Source organism: Actinoplanes sp. NPDC048796 (assembly GCF_040650035.1).
Lineage (GTDB): Bacteria > Actinomycetota > Actinomycetes > Mycobacteriales > Micromonosporaceae > Actinoplanes.
Window position 1 is genome coordinate 74438 of sequence record NZ_JBEZGO010000020.1, and the last position, 14739, is coordinate 89176.

The 14739-nt window shown below is 70.3% G+C and carries 19 protein-coding genes; 11 read left to right on the forward strand and 8 right to left on the reverse strand.

Annotated elements, in window-relative coordinates:
* Positions 1 to 159 precede the first annotated feature (159 nt).
* Genes AB0C26_RS42050 through AB0C26_RS42065 form a run of 4 tightly spaced genes read left to right on the forward strand, consistent with a single transcriptional unit; the run spans position 160 to position 4032 of the window.
* Positions 160 to 1011, forward strand: coding sequence for an AAC(3) family N-acetyltransferase (locus AB0C26_RS42050; protein WP_360259698.1), 852 nt, complete (start codon positions 160 to 162; stop codon positions 1009 to 1011).
* Positions 1008 to 1205, forward strand: a complete 198-nt coding sequence (locus AB0C26_RS42055; RefSeq protein WP_360259700.1) for an FXSXX-COOH protein — start codon at positions 1008 to 1010, stop codon at positions 1203 to 1205. Before AB0C26_RS42050 ends, AB0C26_RS42055 begins: the two co-directional genes overlap by 4 nt.
* Positions 1206 to 1209: 4 nt before the next feature.
* The gene (locus AB0C26_RS42060; protein WP_360259702.1) at positions 1210 to 2397 is read left to right on the forward strand and encodes an FxsB family cyclophane-forming radical SAM/SPASM peptide maturase; all 1188 of its coding nucleotides are present in this window, start codon (positions 1210 to 1212) and stop codon (positions 2395 to 2397) included.
* Positions 2398 to 4032, forward strand: a complete 1635-nt coding sequence (locus tag AB0C26_RS42065; RefSeq protein ID WP_360259704.1) for an aKG-HExxH-type peptide beta-hydroxylase — start codon at positions 2398 to 2400, stop codon at positions 4030 to 4032.
* Here AB0C26_RS42065 and AB0C26_RS42070 read toward each other — a convergent pair.
* Positions 4029 to 4508, reverse strand: coding sequence for a hypothetical protein (locus AB0C26_RS42070; RefSeq protein ID WP_360259706.1), 480 nt, complete (start codon positions 4506 to 4508; stop codon positions 4029 to 4031). The genes AB0C26_RS42065 and AB0C26_RS42070 overlap by 4 nt on opposite strands.
* Positions 4509 to 4585: 77 nt before the next feature.
* Here AB0C26_RS42070 and AB0C26_RS42075 point away from each other — a divergent pair, with 77 nt between their 5' ends.
* Together AB0C26_RS42075 and AB0C26_RS42080 are read left to right on the forward strand one after the other, a co-directional pair.
* Entirely contained in the window at positions 4586 to 5782 is a 1197-nt protein-coding gene (locus AB0C26_RS42075; RefSeq protein ID WP_360259709.1) for a cytochrome P450, read from the forward strand.
* Positions 5779 to 5979 (forward strand): ferredoxin, encoded by a 201-nt coding sequence (locus AB0C26_RS42080; protein ID WP_360259711.1) that lies wholly within the window; start codon positions 5779 to 5781, stop codon positions 5977 to 5979. Before AB0C26_RS42075 ends, AB0C26_RS42080 begins: the two co-directional genes overlap by 4 nt.
* Positions 5980 to 6039: 60 nt before the next feature.
* On the opposite strand, the gene AB0C26_RS42085 is transcribed toward AB0C26_RS42080, so the two are convergent.
* Genes AB0C26_RS42085 through AB0C26_RS42095 form a run of 3 tightly spaced genes read right to left on the reverse strand, consistent with a single transcriptional unit; the run spans position 6040 to position 8477 of the window.
* The gene (locus AB0C26_RS42085; RefSeq protein ID WP_360259714.1) at positions 6040 to 7080 is read right to left on the reverse strand and encodes a glycoside hydrolase family 43 protein; all 1041 of its coding nucleotides are present in this window, start codon (positions 7078 to 7080) and stop codon (positions 6040 to 6042) included.
* Between the two features lie 39 nt (positions 7081 to 7119).
* Positions 7120 to 7944 carry a metal-dependent hydrolase gene (locus AB0C26_RS42090; RefSeq protein WP_360259716.1) on the reverse strand — a complete coding sequence of 275 codons (825 nt, stop codon included), beginning with the start codon at positions 7942 to 7944 and terminating at the stop codon, positions 7120 to 7122.
* Between the two features lie 56 nt (positions 7945 to 8000).
* Positions 8001 to 8477 carry a DUF1707 domain-containing protein gene (locus AB0C26_RS42095; RefSeq protein WP_360259718.1) on the reverse strand — a complete coding sequence of 159 codons (477 nt, stop codon included), beginning with the start codon at positions 8475 to 8477 and terminating at the stop codon, positions 8001 to 8003.
* A gap of 219 nt (positions 8478 to 8696) precedes the next feature.
* Between AB0C26_RS42095 and AB0C26_RS42100 the strand changes: the two genes are divergently transcribed.
* The 4 genes from AB0C26_RS42100 to AB0C26_RS42115 all read left to right on the forward strand — a co-directional run bounded on the left by AB0C26_RS42100 (position 8697) and on the right by AB0C26_RS42115 (position 12052).
* Complete coding sequence (locus AB0C26_RS42100; protein WP_360259720.1) at positions 8697 to 10016, forward strand: histidine kinase; 1320 nt, start codon at positions 8697 to 8699, stop codon at positions 10014 to 10016.
* Positions 10017 to 10688 (forward strand): response regulator transcription factor, encoded by a 672-nt coding sequence (locus AB0C26_RS42105; protein ID WP_360259723.1) that lies wholly within the window; start codon positions 10017 to 10019, stop codon positions 10686 to 10688.
* A 59-nt stretch (positions 10689 to 10747) separates the two neighbouring features.
* The gene (locus tag AB0C26_RS42110) at positions 10748 to 11563 is read left to right on the forward strand and encodes a formate/nitrite transporter family protein (RefSeq protein ID WP_360259725.1); all 816 of its coding nucleotides are present in this window, start codon (positions 10748 to 10750) and stop codon (positions 11561 to 11563) included.
* A gap of 135 nt (positions 11564 to 11698) precedes the next feature.
* Complete coding sequence (locus AB0C26_RS42115; RefSeq protein ID WP_360259727.1) at positions 11699 to 12052, forward strand: hypothetical protein; 354 nt, start codon at positions 11699 to 11701, stop codon at positions 12050 to 12052.
* A gap of 157 nt (positions 12053 to 12209) precedes the next feature.
* Here AB0C26_RS42115 and AB0C26_RS42120 read toward each other — a convergent pair whose 3' ends face one another.
* From AB0C26_RS42120 to AB0C26_RS42135, 4 genes are all read right to left on the reverse strand, one after another.
* Positions 12210 to 12575, reverse strand: a complete 366-nt coding sequence (locus AB0C26_RS42120) for a nuclear transport factor 2 family protein (RefSeq protein ID WP_360259729.1) — start codon at positions 12573 to 12575, stop codon at positions 12210 to 12212.
* 146 nt (positions 12576 to 12721) lie between these two features.
* A complete protein-coding gene (locus AB0C26_RS42125; protein WP_360259731.1) occupies positions 12722 to 13051 on the reverse strand; it encodes a hypothetical protein in 330 nt (109 codons plus the stop codon).
* A complete protein-coding gene (locus tag AB0C26_RS42130; protein ID WP_360259733.1) occupies positions 13048 to 13533 on the reverse strand; it encodes a response regulator transcription factor in 486 nt (161 codons plus the stop codon). Before AB0C26_RS42130 ends, AB0C26_RS42125 begins: the two co-directional genes overlap by 4 nt.
* A 43-nt stretch (positions 13534 to 13576) precedes the next feature.
* Positions 13577 to 14251: a histidine kinase dimerization/phosphoacceptor domain-containing protein gene (locus tag AB0C26_RS42135; RefSeq protein WP_360259735.1), complete on the reverse strand. Its 675-nt coding sequence runs from the start codon at positions 14249 to 14251 to the stop codon at positions 13577 to 13579.
* Between the two features lie 97 nt (positions 14252 to 14348).
* Here AB0C26_RS42135 and AB0C26_RS42140 point away from each other — a divergent pair, with 97 nt between their 5' ends.
* Complete coding sequence (locus AB0C26_RS42140) at positions 14349 to 14732, forward strand: hypothetical protein (protein WP_360259737.1); 384 nt, start codon at positions 14349 to 14351, stop codon at positions 14730 to 14732.
* Positions 14733 to 14739 lie beyond the last annotated feature (7 nt).

The following is a 14739-nucleotide window of genomic DNA, read 5'->3' on the forward strand; positions in this document are numbered from 1 at the left end:
CCAGCTTCTCCGAAGTCCATTGGAAGGCCAGATGCCAATAGTCGTCAACTTGTGCGGGGAGATGACAGAACCGGGCGCCGCGCCGGCCCGGTAAACGACAATAAAGGCCTCGCCGTGAAGTGCGAGAACAAGCCTGTTCCTCCTGAGAAGGAGTTTTAGATGATCGCTCCCGGCACACCGCTGAGGACACGTGAATCACTCACGCGCGAATTCATGTCGCTCGGTGTCCGGGCCGGCGACGTCCTGCTGGTGCACAGCTCGCTACGTGCCATCGGCTGGGTGTGCGGCGGCGCCACGGCTGTGGTTCAGGCCCTGCTCGACGCCGTCGGTCCAGGTGGGACTGTCGTCGTGCCGGCGCAGACGCCCGGCCACCGTGACCCCGCGCGCTGGTCGCACGAAGCGGTCCCGTCCGAGTGGTGGGACACGATCCGTGATCACCTTCCCGCTTTCGAGCCGCTTCTGACGCCCAGCGCCACCATGGGCGTCATTGCCGAGCGCGTCCGGACATGGCCGGGCGCCTGCCGGAGCGGGCACCCGCTGACCTCGTTCGCCGCCGTCGGATCGGCTGCGGAGGAGCTGATGGCCGGGCACGAGCTCGAATCGATGCTCGGCGACGGCTCGCCCCTGGGGGCGCTGGAGCGCGCCGGCGCGAAGGCGCTGCTCCTCGGCGTCGGTTACGAGAAATGCACCGCATTCCACCTCGCGGAGTCGCGCCGGGAACACCCTTCCGTCGTGGAACTGACGGCCGTCATGCGCACCGGAAACGGACGGGAGTGGGTACGATACGAAACGATCGGGCTCGATGATCACGATTTCGGTGATCTGGGAGTCGCGTACGAGGCCGCGTACCATAAGAACGACTCTCTACGCCGAGGGATGGTCGGCGCAGCGACGAGTCGCCTTTTCCCCATTCGCGAAGCGGTGCGTTTCGCGGAAAGCTGGTTGACCGACCGGCGACCCGTGTTCCCGAATCCCCGTCCAGGCACGGGCGACGAAAGCGAGAAGCGATGACGCCACCTTCCGCCCACTCCATCGAGACCCGGCTCGTCCGCGTGGCTGACATGCCGCTCGACGAACTCCTGGCCTTGAGGAAGCGCGGTGACACCGCCCTGGATCACTGCCTGCGCCGGGTGCTGGAGCGCGCCTCGTCCGGAGAGCAGGACAGTGTGGCCGCCTTCAACTCGGCGCCCCTGCGGCGCTCCTGAACCCATGGTCGCCGTCGACCTGGGGCCACCGCGCCGGACGGCCGGCGACGCGGCGCCGGCCATGGAGCCGTTCCAGCAGTTCATCGTCAAGGTCCACAGCCGGTGCAACCTGTCGTGCGACTACTGCTACGTCTATCACCACGTCGATCAGAGCTGGCGTGACCGTCCAACGGTGATGAGCGCGCAAACCATCGAGGCGCTCGCCGACCGTATCGGGCAGCATGCGGCCACCCACGCTCTGCGAAAGCTCTTCATCCTGCTCCACGGTGGGGAGCCTCTGCTCGCCGGGCCGGCCGTCATCGAGCACGTCATCACATCGGTTCGCGCCCGCGTGCCCGCCGCGACCGAGGTCGACGTTTCGGTGCAGACCAACGGCACCCTCGTCAACGACGAGTTCCTCGGCGTCTTCGACCGGCACCGGGTCGCCGTGGGCGTCAGCATGGACGGCGGCCGGGAGGCGCACGATCGGCATCGGCGCTACGCCGACGGGCGCCCCAGCTTCGACCTCGTGAAGCTGGGCTTGGACCGGCTGAAGACGCACGGCGACATCTGGACCGGGCTGCTTCTGACCATCGACTTGGCGAACGACCCGGTCCGGACGTACGAGGATCTGGTGGCTCTCCGCCCACCGAGCATCGACCTCCTGCTTCCGCTGGCCAACTGGGTGCACCCGCCGCCGCACCACGACCCGGCGTCGACGCGGTACGCGACATGGCTCATTCGTGTCTTCGACCGATGGTTCGACGCCCCGGTCCGCGAGACCGGCGTCCGGCTCTTCGAGTCGATCATCATGCTGATCCTCGGTGGCGCCAGCGACACCGAGGCGATCGGACTGGACGGCCCCCGCGCCATCACCATCGAGACCGATGGGAGCCTGGAGGTGACCGACGCGCTCAAGACCACCGCTCCCGGCCTGGGCGCCCTGGGGATGTCGATACACGACCATTCACTCGACGAGGCCGCCGGCCACCCGGCCGTACGAGCCACCGGGCGAGGACTCGCGACACTGGGCACCGGCTGTCAGATCTGCCCGGTGGTGACGACTTGTGGAGGCGGCCAGTATTCGCACCGTTTCGGCGCCGACGGCGGTTTCGCTCAACCGTCCGTCTACTGTCGGGACTTGTATCGGCTGATCGCTCACATCCGGGGCCGCGTGGCCGACGCGCTCGAAGCGCGCGGAAGGCAGCACTGAATGCGCCGATACGTCCTCACCGGCCCGCAGTTCCGCAGCCTGGCCGAGGGCGGCGGCTCACCGGACGCCATAGCCCTGCTGACCGAGGCGCAGCTCTCCGCGCGCCGCCTGCGCCTGCTCGCCGTGGCCGAAAGGTGGGACTCCCTTCCGGTCACGCTCCGAGACGCGCTCCATCTCGTGATGGAGACCGAAAAGGTGTCGCCCGCAGCCGGACTCGAGCTTCTGCGATACCCGTTTCTGCGCGCCTGGTTCGGGTCGGTGGTGCCCGTCCTCGGCGGCCGGGCGGCGGAGCAACTCGGGTCGCTGGCCGCCGCCACCGCTGTCTGCGCCGGTGTCCCTTTCGAGCTCACCATCGACTGCTCCGGAGCGGATCTGCACCTGCCGCGGGTCGGTACGGCCACCGACGTAGGACCCGCCTCGGTGCCGGTCCGGTTCGACGGCACCACGCTGACCGTGGGGAGCGCGCTCAAGCTGCCGGTGCCCGCGGACGAGTCGCGCCCCGGATGGCGTCCCGTCCACCACGTCCGTCTCGCCGGCCACTCGCTGGAGATCATCGACGGGGACGCGCTGCGAGACCGTTTCCCCGTGGCTCCCCTCGACCCCCTGCCCTCCGCCGCCCTGGACCGGCTGGACCACCTGGTACGCGAAGCCTGGCAGCTGCTGGAGGACGAACAACCGGCGCACGCCGCGGGAATGCGTATCGCTCTGCGCGCCCTGGTGCCGCTGCGGACGCCGGAGGACGCCGCCCAGGTGAGCGCCTCGGTCCGTGGCTGCTTCGGCGCGATCGGGATGTCGATACCGGACGATCCGATGACCCTCGCGGAACTGCTGGTGCACGAGTTCCAGCACGAGAAGCTCGGCGCCCTGCTCGATCTGACGGATCTGAGCCCCGGCGACGGCTCTGCCCGCTATCACGCTCCGTGGCGACCGGACCCGAGACCGGCCCACGCGCTTGTGCAGGGCGTCTACGCCTTCACCGGCGTAGCCGGCTTCTGGCGAGCCTGCCGATCGCGTACGGACGATGCCGGCACCCGTTACTTCACCTGGCGCGACCACGTCGGCTACGCCCTCGGCCAACTGCTCGACGGGGGTGAACTCAGCTCGGAGGGCGATCGGTTCTTTCGTGGTCTCGACGGCACGCTCGCCACCTGGCGGAGTGAGGAGGCGACGCCATCGGCGATCCGGCTCAGCACCATCGCGACGCAGGTGTCGTGGCGCCTGGCCCACTACCGTCCGCGGGACGCCGACGTCGACGCCCTCGTGCGCGCCTGGTCCGCGGCGCGGACCCGGCCCGCCTACGGGCCGCCCGTGGTTGGCGCGGGGATGCCGCCGGCCGAGTTGGCCGGCCTGTTGGAGCGCCGGGCCGCGGGAGACGGCACAGGGTACGCGGACGCGACCGAAGCCGAACGGGCGATCCTCCGCGGCGAGTCCGCGGTCGCCCTCCGTCTCCTGCCGTCGCCGGTCGGCGACCGGGAGTGGGCCGCGGCGGCCGTCGCACTGTGCACGCCGACGGGCGACCGGGCAATCGCCGGCCGGCGGCCGGACCTGTTGAGGGCCGTCTTCGAGCGGCTCGACGCCGAGCCACGGCGACCCGGCCTGTCGACCCTCCATCGATGGCTGAGCGACGAGCCCTAGCCCAAGCCGTGTCTCAGCGCCTCGGCCATCGCGTCGCGGCGGCGCAGGGCCGCTCGCCAGCCGACCACCTCGGCCTCGGTGGTGTCGCCGGTGCTGGAGGTCGCCCGGACTATCCAGGGCCGCCGGAACAGCACCCGGGTCACCACCGAGGCGGCCAGCAGGATCAGAATGATCAGCGCGTCCAGGACGATCAGCAGCAGTGGGAGCAGCACCCACCAGAACAGCACCGCGGCCAGCACGAAGGCGAAGAAGACGATCGCGATGATGACGAACTCGTCGTTGAAGTTGCCGCCGCTGCTGCCGACCTCGCTGCTCACCTCGGCACCGCCGCTGACCACGTCGCCGGGGCCGACGTCCTTGCGGCGCTTGGCCCGCCACCCGCCGAACCGCCGGGCCATCACCCGCCACCGCGGCTCCCACACCACTCGTACCTCCCACCGCGTCCCGCCGGGCGCGGAGACCTCCACTGTTCGCACGGGCACAGCCTCTGGTATCGATCAAGATGAATGTCGAGTAGGGTCGGCCCCGTAGGTCTCACGGGGAGGTACGCCGGATGTCACTGCCCGCGCTGCCGATGCCGGCCGAGGACGAACGGCCCTTCGATCCGCCGCCCGAGTACACCGAGCTGCGCGCCGGCCGGCGAATGGTCCGGGTGGCCTGCCCGACCGGTCTCGACGCCTGGCTGGTCTCCGACTACGCCGGGGTGCGGGAAGTCCTCGGCGACGGCCGCCGGTTCTCGACCCGGCCCGGGCTGGCCGCGCACGTGCTCGCCTCCTACGCGGAGGACGGCCCGATCGACAACTTCACCCGCATGGACGGGCCCGAGCACGTCCGGATCCGGCGCAACTTCGCCCCGCAGGTGACACACGCCCGCCGGCTGGCCGAGCTGCGCCCGATGGTCGAGCGGATCACCGACGAGGCGATCACCCGCATGCTCGCCTCACCCCAGCCGTACCCGTTGCACAGTCAGTTCTCCACGGCCGTCACCACCGCGGTGATCGCCGAGCTGATCGGTGTGCCGCCCGAGCAGCGCCACCTGTTGCACCAGGCCGCGACGGCCCTGTTCGACACCTCGACCAAGGCCGACGAGCTCCGGGAGGCGCTGACCCCGCTCTACACGTACCTGTGCGAGGCGGTCGCGACCCGGCGCGCCCAGCCCGGCGACGACGTGCTCAGCCGCATGATCGAGCACAGTGCCGACAGCGACCGCCCGCTGACCGACACCGAACTCACCGAGATGAACGCGGCCCTGCTGATCGCCGGCTTCGACACGACCGCATCCATGATCACGTACGGCCTGGTCGCCCTCCTGAACATCCCCGGCGAATGGGACAAGCTGGTGGCGGACCCGTCGACGGCGGCGTCGGCCACCGAGGAACTGGTGCGCTACCTGTCGGTCGGCGCGGGCCTGCTGCGCCAGGCCACCGAGGACACGGTCCTGAACGGCCAGCGGCTCAAGGCCGGCGACTACGTGGTGGTGGCCGTCCAGGCCGCCAACCGCGACCCGGCCCTGCACCCCGACGGCGACGACTTCGACATCACCCGCAAACCGGGCGCCCACCTGGGTTTCGGCCACGGCGCCCACGCCTGCGTGGGCCAGCAGATAGCCCGCATGGAACTGACCACGGTCCTGCGGGCCTTGGCCACCCGGGTCCCGGCGCTGCGCGTGGCGGTCCCGCTGAACGAAATCAGTTGGAAGAAGGACTCGGTGGTACGGGGCCCGGCCGAACTCCCGGTGGCGTGGACATGAGGGTGGCCGTGGACCGCGACCACTGCATAGGCGCGGGCAGTTGCGCGATGACCGCCCCCACGGTCTTCGACCAGGACGCCGAGGAGGCGCTGGTCATCCTCCTGACCGACTCCCCACCCGACTCCGACCAGGACGCCGTCCGGCAGGCGATAGACCGCTGCCCGGCCGCCGTGATCCGCCTCCTGCCTACGAAATAGGGCCGTTCCATCCGGACGCTGTCGAGCCGGGCCGGGACGCTCACGGCCACCCTCGTGCGGTCACTCGAAGAACTTCAGGCTGAAGCCGGTGTCCGTGGCCGGGCCGGGGACGTTCGCGCGTGCGTACGTGGTGGTGCCCCACCAGACGAACGTGCCGGTGTACCAGTAGCGGTTCTCCCAGGTGTACGGCGTGCCCTTGGCGACCGCGTGGTAGGCGAACGGGAAGCGGGGGCCGGCCGGTGGGCTCGTGGCGATGTCGCCGTTCAGGAGGACGAACGTGTGGTGGCCGGGGCCGTCGACGGACAGCGTCGGGTCCCAGCCGGGCATCATCGTGGCGCGGTTCGAGCCGAACAGGCAGCCGTTCGACTTGTACCAGTCCCAGACGTACGTGGGGTCGCCGCCGGCGCGCAGGCGCAGGTCGGCCAGGCAGTACTGGTCGCTCCAGCTGCCGTTCGCCGAGTAGACGATGTGCAGTCGCCCGTCGGGGTCGCGGATCGGTTCCGGGGCCTCGTTGATGAACGGGTTGCCGACGACGCGCTCCCAGCTCTCACGCGGCTGCGAAACGACGTAGCGGGGGCCGGTGGCCGCGTACGGGCTGCTCATCTTCGCCAGGTAGATGTTCTGCTCGAGGTTCGTGTCGCCGGCCCAGCCGGACCAGACGAACCAGCGCTGCCCGTTGAAGACGAACATGCTGCCGTCGATGGCCCACTTGTCGTCCGGCAACGCCACCTGGGTCTCGGCGCCGTAGCCCGTGGCGGCGGACGCCGAGCTGATGACGTACATCCGATGGGCCGCAGCGCGCCCCGCCGAGAAGTGGATGTAGTAGCGGCCGCCGTCCAGCGCGATCTCCGGCGCCCACACCTCGCCGAGGTTGCGCGTGTCGCTCCAGACCGTGCGCGCCGGTGCGGTGGCCACTGCCTCGGGCGACGGTCCTTGGCGTACGGCGATGCCGGCTCCCGTCGACTGCACGCCGATGTAGGTCGCGCCGACCCGGATGACGCTCGGGTCGGCGGCGCGCAGTGACGTCCGGGCGGCCGCGGCCGGCGCCGCCAAGCCGGCCAGAACCGCTGCCAAGAAGAGGAGAACCAGGCGAGCCCGCATGGCTCGACGATCCGAGCCATAGCGATGTCTGTCAATGAGTTAGCCGCGGTCGGCCCACGTGTCCAGCTCGAGCTGGTGCAAAAGGGAAGGCGCGAAGATGCCGGCGATCGACAGGAGCGAGACGATCACGAAGGCCGTACGGAGAACGACCGTCTCGACCTTGCCGCCGACCTTGACCGCCATGCTGTTGGGGACGCCGACCATCCGCCACAGCTTGCGGCCGGTCGGTATCGGCCACAGGATCGGCACGCCGGCCGACGTGATGATGTCGCCCAGTAGGTGCACGACGCAGCCGACCGCCACCGCGAACCCCAGTAACGGATAGCCGCGGTCGCCCGGCAGGTGGGCCGCGGTGAACCAGGCGATCGCGGCCGAGCACAGGGTCACGATGACCCAGCCGGCGCGTTCGGCCCACTCGTCGAACAGGCCGCGCAGCGCCAGGCCGGCCATGAAGAACACGATGCCGACCACCGCCCACTTGCCGTAGTGGGTGGCCAGCGCCGTCGTGCCCCAGCCGACCAGGGCCGCGAACGGCAGCGTGTGGGTGAACGTGCGGTGCCCGTTGTTGCGGCGCGGGTCCTTGCTGAGCCGGGTGGCGGTGTAGACGCCGAGCGACACCTTCTCGATCACCTCGGCCGCGAACAGCGAGAACACGCCGAACGTCCGCGCGACCGTGGCGCCACCCTGGTTCCGGGTGACCTTGCCGGACAGGTCGAGGTCGGGCAGCAGTGCTCCGCCCGCGCAGACGAGCGTGCCGACGCCCACGGCCAGCGGTGACTGCTCGTACCCGGCGTATTGGCTGAGTGCCCAACTGCCGGCGAGCCAGGCGGCCGCGCCCGAAAGGGCGTGCGACGGACCCATCATGTTGTGTTGTCCCTCCCCACAGAGCCGGGTAACTCTGGCAGAGCGGGGAGGGAAGATCAACAACCTCGATGGCCACTGTGGAACCGGGGGTGCCCCGAGTAGCCGGGCGCGTTCCACGGCGCGATCCGGTGGGCGTAGGCGTAGCGGCCCCATCGAGCGTGCCGGATGAGGCCCATGACCAGGAAGGCGAGCGGGATGGCGGGCCAGAAGAACTGCGCCCCCGAGATGATCCACAAACCGGTCAGGATCATCGCGACCGACACGACGATGTTGACATGCCGCCGCAGGCCCCGGCGTGTCGCCTTCTTCACCGCGGGTGACTCGGCGAGTGCCCACAGTCCGTTACCGGGCAGATCGGCGGTCAACGGGGTGAGCTCGTCGCGGTACGTCGCCGCGTAGCAGGCGGCCAGTCGCTGTTCGCCCTCGGTCAGGTCGAGGCGGCCCTCGGCCATCGCGGCCCGCAGGATCTCGGCGACCTGCTCGCGTTCCTGGTCGGAGGTCCGCATCCGTCTGGTGGTGTCGTTGGGTTGCACCGTTCCTCCTCAGTGGCTTCCGTGACACCAGAATCGGCGTTTCCGCCGCCTGCGGCGTCGGCCCGCCGGAGCATCTTTCCTGCGGCGTGTGGGTTATCCGCTTCTTGAGATGTACGACTTCTGGAGTACCCCGACCGCAGGCCGTACGCCCCGGGAAGCACGGGGCCGGCCGCCCGCACGCCGATGTCCCACCCCGGCCGAAGTCGGTAGGTTCGCAGCGTGAGGCAGAGAAAGCGGTGGGCGCCGCCCCCGACCGCCGACAGCCCGGCCCCGTGGTGGGACGGCGCTGGACGGGGGCCGGGGTGGCGGCCGGAGAACCGGACCGGGCGGTTCCGGTCCTCCCGCATGCAGCCGGGGGTCGGCGCGGTCATCGCCGGGGTGCTGTTCCACGTGCTCGGCGGGAACGGGCTGGCCGACGACGGGAAGGTCTTCGTGCCGCTGACGCCGTGGGCCTGGATGCTGCTCGTGGTGGGGCCGGCCGCGCTGCTGTGGCGGCGCTCCTGTCCGATCACCGTGTTCGCGGTCGCGGCGGCCGCCTCGATCGGCTTCGGCACGATCGCGGAGCCGAGCTGGGTGTACGCGGTGGCGCCGGCCCTGGCGCTCTTCCAGATCGCCCGGAACGGCCGGCCGGTGGCCGCCGGCGTCGCCGGTGGCACGGCTTACGTGACGTACCTCCTTGTTTGTGGCTTCTTCGCCGAGCGTCTGAGCCTGAACCCGGCCGTGCGGCCCAATGTGGGCCAGGCGGTGCTGCTGGCCGTCGGCCTGGTTCTGATGATCTTCCTGGGCAGCGCCTCGAAGTCCCGGTCCGAGCACATGGCCGAGATCATGAAAGTGCGGGCCGAGCGGGCCCGGGCCCGCGAGGAGCAGGAACGCCGTCAGGCCTCCGAGGAACGGCTGCGCATCGCCCGCGAGCTGCACGACGTGCTCGGCCACCACCTCTCGCTGATCAACGTGCAGGCCGGCGTCGGCCTGCACCTGATGGAACGTCAGCCCGAACAGGCCCGCGAGGCGCTCGCCGCGATCAAGACGGCCAGCGCCGAGGCGCTGCGTGAGGTGCGCGCGGTCCTCGATGTGCTGCGCACCGAGGACGAGGCCGCCCCGCGCCAGCCCGCGCTGGGCCTGAGCCGCCTGGAGGACCTGACGGCGGACGCCGGCCTTCCGGTCGAGACCAAGGTGACCGGCGAGCCGCGCGACCTGCCGCCGGAGGTCGACCGCGCCGCCTACCGCATCGTCCAGGAGGCCCTGACCAACGTCCGCCGCCACGCCGGCCCGGCCGCCACCGCCCGGATCAGCGTCGACTACCTGCCCACCACCCTGCACCTCGGCATCCGCAACGACGGCACCACCACCGCGCCCCGGGACGCCGGCGAGACCGGGGAAGCGCATGCCGGGACGGGGATCGCCGGGATGCGGGCCCGGGCCGAGAGCCTGGGCGGTCAGCTGGAGGCCGGCCCGGTCGACGGCGGCTACCTCGTCTCCGTGCTGCTGCCGTCCCCGGCCGCCGCGCCCATGGCCGCGCCCATTCCAGAGGAGTGCTAGATGATCTCGGTGCTGCTGGCGGACGACCAGCTTCTCGTCCGGGCCGGCTTCCGCGCGCTGCTCAACGCGGAACCCGGCATCCAGATCGTCGGTGAGGCGGCCGACGGGCTCGAGGCGGTGAAACTGGCCCGGCAGACCCGGCCCGACGTCGTCCTCATGGACATCCGCATGCCCGGTGTCGACGGCTTGGAGGCGACCCGCCGCATCGCCGCCGAGCCCGAGCTGGCCGAGGTGCGGGTGGTCATTCTGACCACCTTCGAGCTTGACGAGTACGTCTTCGAGGCGCTCCGCGCGGGCGCGTCCGGTTTCCTGGTCAAGGACACCGAGCCGGTCGAGCTGATCCGCGCGGTGCGCGCCGTCGCCGCCGGTGACGCGCTGCTCTCGCCGAGCGTGACCCGCCGGGTGATCGGCGAGTTCACCGCCGGTCACCGCGGGCGCCAGGCCGTGCCACCGGCCGCGCTCGACCAGCTCACCGACCGCGAGCGCGAAGTGCTCGTCCTGGTCGCCGAGGGGCTGTCGAACGACGAGATCGCGGCCCGCCTGGTGATCAGCCCGGCCACGGCCAAGACCCACGTCAGCCGCACGATGATCAAACTGGGGGCCCGGGACCGCGCGCAGCTGGTCGTCTACGCGTACGAGGCCGGTCTGATCCGTCCCGGCTGGCTGGGCTGAGTAACCGCCCCATCGGCGGGTATCTCTCTGTCCGCGAGTCGGCAGGCGGGAGTGGTGTGATGGCCGCGAAGGAACCCCCGGAGATCGCCGAGGCGGCGGTGGCCACCGGCGTCAAGAAGGCCGAGCTCAGGTGGGACAAGACCCTGGTCGGGTCCTTCCTGGCCGGCGCCTACATCGCCTTCGGCGGGCTGGTCGCCATCGCGGTGTCGTCCGGTCTGGACCCGCGGCTGTGGGGCAGCCTGCCGACCCTGTTCACCGGGGCCGCGTTCACCCTCGGGCTCGTGCTCGTCCTGGTCGCCGGTTCACACCTGCTGACCGGCAACATGATGCTGGTGCCGATGAGCGCCATGCGGGGCCGGCTCACCACGGGGGACGTCGCCCGCAACCTGACGCTCGTGCTGGTCGGCAACCTGGCCGGGGCGCTGTTCGTGGCGTACTTCCTCGCCGTGCAGAGCGGCGTGATCGGCGACGTCGGCACCGACGCCGGCACCTCGGGCGGCATGGCCTACGAACGGCTGGCCGGCATCGCCGAGGCCAAGGGGATGCACGAGAGCAACTGGCAGATCTTCCTGCGGGCCGTCGGCTGCAACTGGCTGGTCTGCCTGGCCGTCTGGATGTCGCTCGCCGCCGACACGCTCTCCGGCAAGATCCTGGTGATCTTCTTCCCAATCATGGCCTTCGTGGCGATGGGCTTCGACCACGTCGTGGCCAACATGTTCTTCCTGCCGGCCGCGATCTTCGCCGGCGTGCCCGGCCTCGGCTGGGACGACACCCTGCGCAACTGGCTGTTCGCCGGCGCCGGCAACCTCGTCGGAGCGGTCGTCTTCGTCGCCACCTCGTACTGGTATATGTACCTGCGCGACGATTCCAAATGATCTTTTATATCCATCGCTTGCCGTACGGAAATCATTCACTCTTTCGTGGTTGTGTTTCTGCGCGTGGAAAATGCAGCGTGCCTCCTAACATTCTTTCCATCAGGCACCGCTTGATGAGAGAGAAAGGCAGTTGTCATGAATAAGGTCACGCGCAAGATCACGATGACCGGTGTGGCCCTGGCCGCCGGCCTGACCATGGGCGTCGCCCCCGCCGCCGTCGCCCTCGCCGGCCCGGCCCAGGGTGGCGCGGCCGCGCAGGCCAGCGACCACCGGAGCCCCCGCGGCGACCGCCTTGTCGGCTTCTACCGCACGCAGAGCCAGTGCTGGAAGGTCGGCCGCATCGGCCAGTTCCACGACAAGTGGGACCGGTTCGACTGCGACCGCGTGCAGCGCGGCTTCAAGCGTGGCTGGGTCGCGCTGAAGGTGAGCAAGGACATGCGGGGCCACCAGCACGGCCACGGCCCGAGCCGCCCGCACGGCCACCGGTAATCTCGTTGCACGACGAAGGCCGCACCCCGGCGACGGGTGCGGCCTTCGTCATTTTCAGACAATTCCCAGGTTTGCGCTTTTTAACCGATGGGAAGTGATAGTCAGGACGGCGTGTCGTTTCCGCAAAGCAATTCCGCTAGTACTTTCGGACAATTCCTCAACGATGATCGTTCTCTTTGAGCTCGATCACCCAGGCCCGCCGCTCACAAATCTTCCCGTCCCGCATCCGGAACACCTCGGCCATCGACATGCGCACGACCGCACCGGTGTCGCGCGTCGCCGACCCGCTCAGCTCGGCCATCACGGTGTCACCCTGCTCCACCATCCGTACCACCTCGAGCCGCGGCGGCCCGGCAAAGCCCGGCCCCTCGATGGCCGCGTCGTAGGCGGCCTTCCCGCTCAGCCGGAACGCCCCGAACACCGTCCACTCGATGTCATCGGTGAGACACGACAGGATCCGCTGGTGATCCCCCCGGCGAAACCCCTCGAGGTACTCCTCAACCGTCTCCGTGTTGCGCGACATGTGCACCCTCCCACTCGCGTCTGGTCGTCCTAGACGGTCGTAGCCGTCCCGCAGCTCTTGACATCCCCGCCGCGTGCGGCGACCTCACGGACGCCATGATGGGCCGATGGATGACCGGGAGCTGGTCGGCTACTTGATCCGGTGCCTCAACGCTCGCGCATGGCGGCCTTCGCGTCGGTGAGCGGAGTCTGGTAGCCGTCTCTGAAATCCCGGCCGCCCGCGATGAAGTCCCGCGTCCACGATGGCCGGCAGTTCCGGGAGGCCGTTCGTCGCGTGTGGCGGGCCTCGTACTCGTCCCCGCCGTCGGCGAGATAGGCGGTGATCTTGTTGACGTTGGCCCTGATCGAGTGCTGGTCGTCGCCGAAGAGTCCCACGGCGGCCCGTAGATCCATGTCGATCTCTTCGAGCGGGGGAACCGTCCTCATCAGCTCGCGGTGCCGCTCGACGTAGGTCTGCCCGGACCGGTGAGCCCTCATGAGCCGTTGCGAGAGAGCCACCTGACTGTGCACGGCGGCCAGCCGGCGCAGAAAATCGAGCTGCTTGGCGCCTCTTCGGCCCGCAGCCGCGCCGCCCGCTGCAGCAGGTGGGTGAGAGCCGCACCGAAGAGCACCACGACCGCGATCTCGATCAGCGCCTCGGCGACGGCCCGCCCGAAGGTGTGCACCTCGGCGTCCGTGTCGAACGTGGTGAGCATCAGCACGGCCACGCCGGCACACCCGGGATCAGCCCGGAGGGCCCTCGTGGCGGCCACCCCGCCGACGCCCGGCATCCGCACGTCCATCAGGACCACGTCGGGTCTCGTACGGCGGGTCAGCCCCACCACCTGAGCCCCGTCGGAGGCCTCACCGACCACGGCGATCCGCTCGCCGGCACCACCCTGGAGAAGCACGGTCAACCCGGCCCGCACGATCGCCTGGTCGTCGGCGAGCACCACCCGCGCCACCCCGTCACCGGTCATGGCGCGTCGTGGGGGATCGTCGCCTCGACCCGCCAGCCGGCGGTCAGGGTGCCGCCCGAAGCGACGTCAGCGCCTCCGAGATCGAGGCGGTGACCTGGTCGAGAGCCCGTGACGCGGCGGCCGGATCTCGGCGGTCCTCCTGCCGGGCGACGCCGGCGTGGATCGCCGCCACGGTCAGCGTGTGACCGATCGAGTCGTGCAGCTCACGGGAGAGTTCCTGCTTGTGCGCGGCCAGCCGGTGCTCGGCGGCCAGCGCGATCTGCCGCTCGGTGAGCTCGCCGATCCGGCGCCGTGCCCGGACCAGTTCGCCCAGCGCGATGGCGGCGACGGCCAGCGCGACGTGCCCCGTCATGTCGTAGAGCAGCACGTACTTCTCGTTCTGCCCGTCGAGGATCCGGAAGACCGCCGACACGCTCAGGGCGATGACCGCGGCCGCGGCGGCCGAACGGCGATGCCCGGCCTCGGCCGCCGAGTAGAGGGCGGCGGCCACCGGCACGGCGACGCCGATCGCCGGATAGCCGGCGGTGTAGTACGCGAACAGCCCGAACACGGTGAGCGCGAGGACGAGCCGCGGATGAGCCCGCCGGCGCAGCATCAGGGCGCCCAGCGCCACGGCCCACACGTAGGCGCCGGGAGTGTTCTGTCCACCCTGGCCGGCCGAGACCACCACGGCCAGCACGGCCGCCACCCCGACCGCGAGTGCCGCGTCTCGTCTCACATCCCGATGCTAAAAGGTTCTTCGTACGCTCAGAAGCGACATTCGCGGCCGCCCTCGGCGGGAAGTCGTGGCGTGGGGCCGGCCCTATGGTCGCCGCATGAGACTCGGTCTGCGTCCCTGGGTGATCGTTCTGCTCGGCCTGGCGGCCGCCCCGCGGGCGGTGTTGCACGATCTCGACCTGATCCACGAGAGGACCGGAGTCAACGCGGTGCTGGTCTTCGTCCCGCTGCTCGTGTGGGTCGCCGTGGCCGTTCGCTGGTCGGCGAATCCCTTTCTTTCCCTGCTGGCCGTGGGCGGCGCCTACGGGGTTGCCCTGGCCGTCGTTCACAACCTGCTGTGGGACGGCGGGTCGGTTCTGCTGCGCGGTGCCATAACGGTCAGCAGCCTCTTCACCGGCCTGGCCGTCGGCGCGATCTGTGGTGCGATCGCCTGGCTCGTGAGCTGGGCCGTCGGGAGCCGCCGCCGAGGGCGCGCGTCGTGACGCGGTG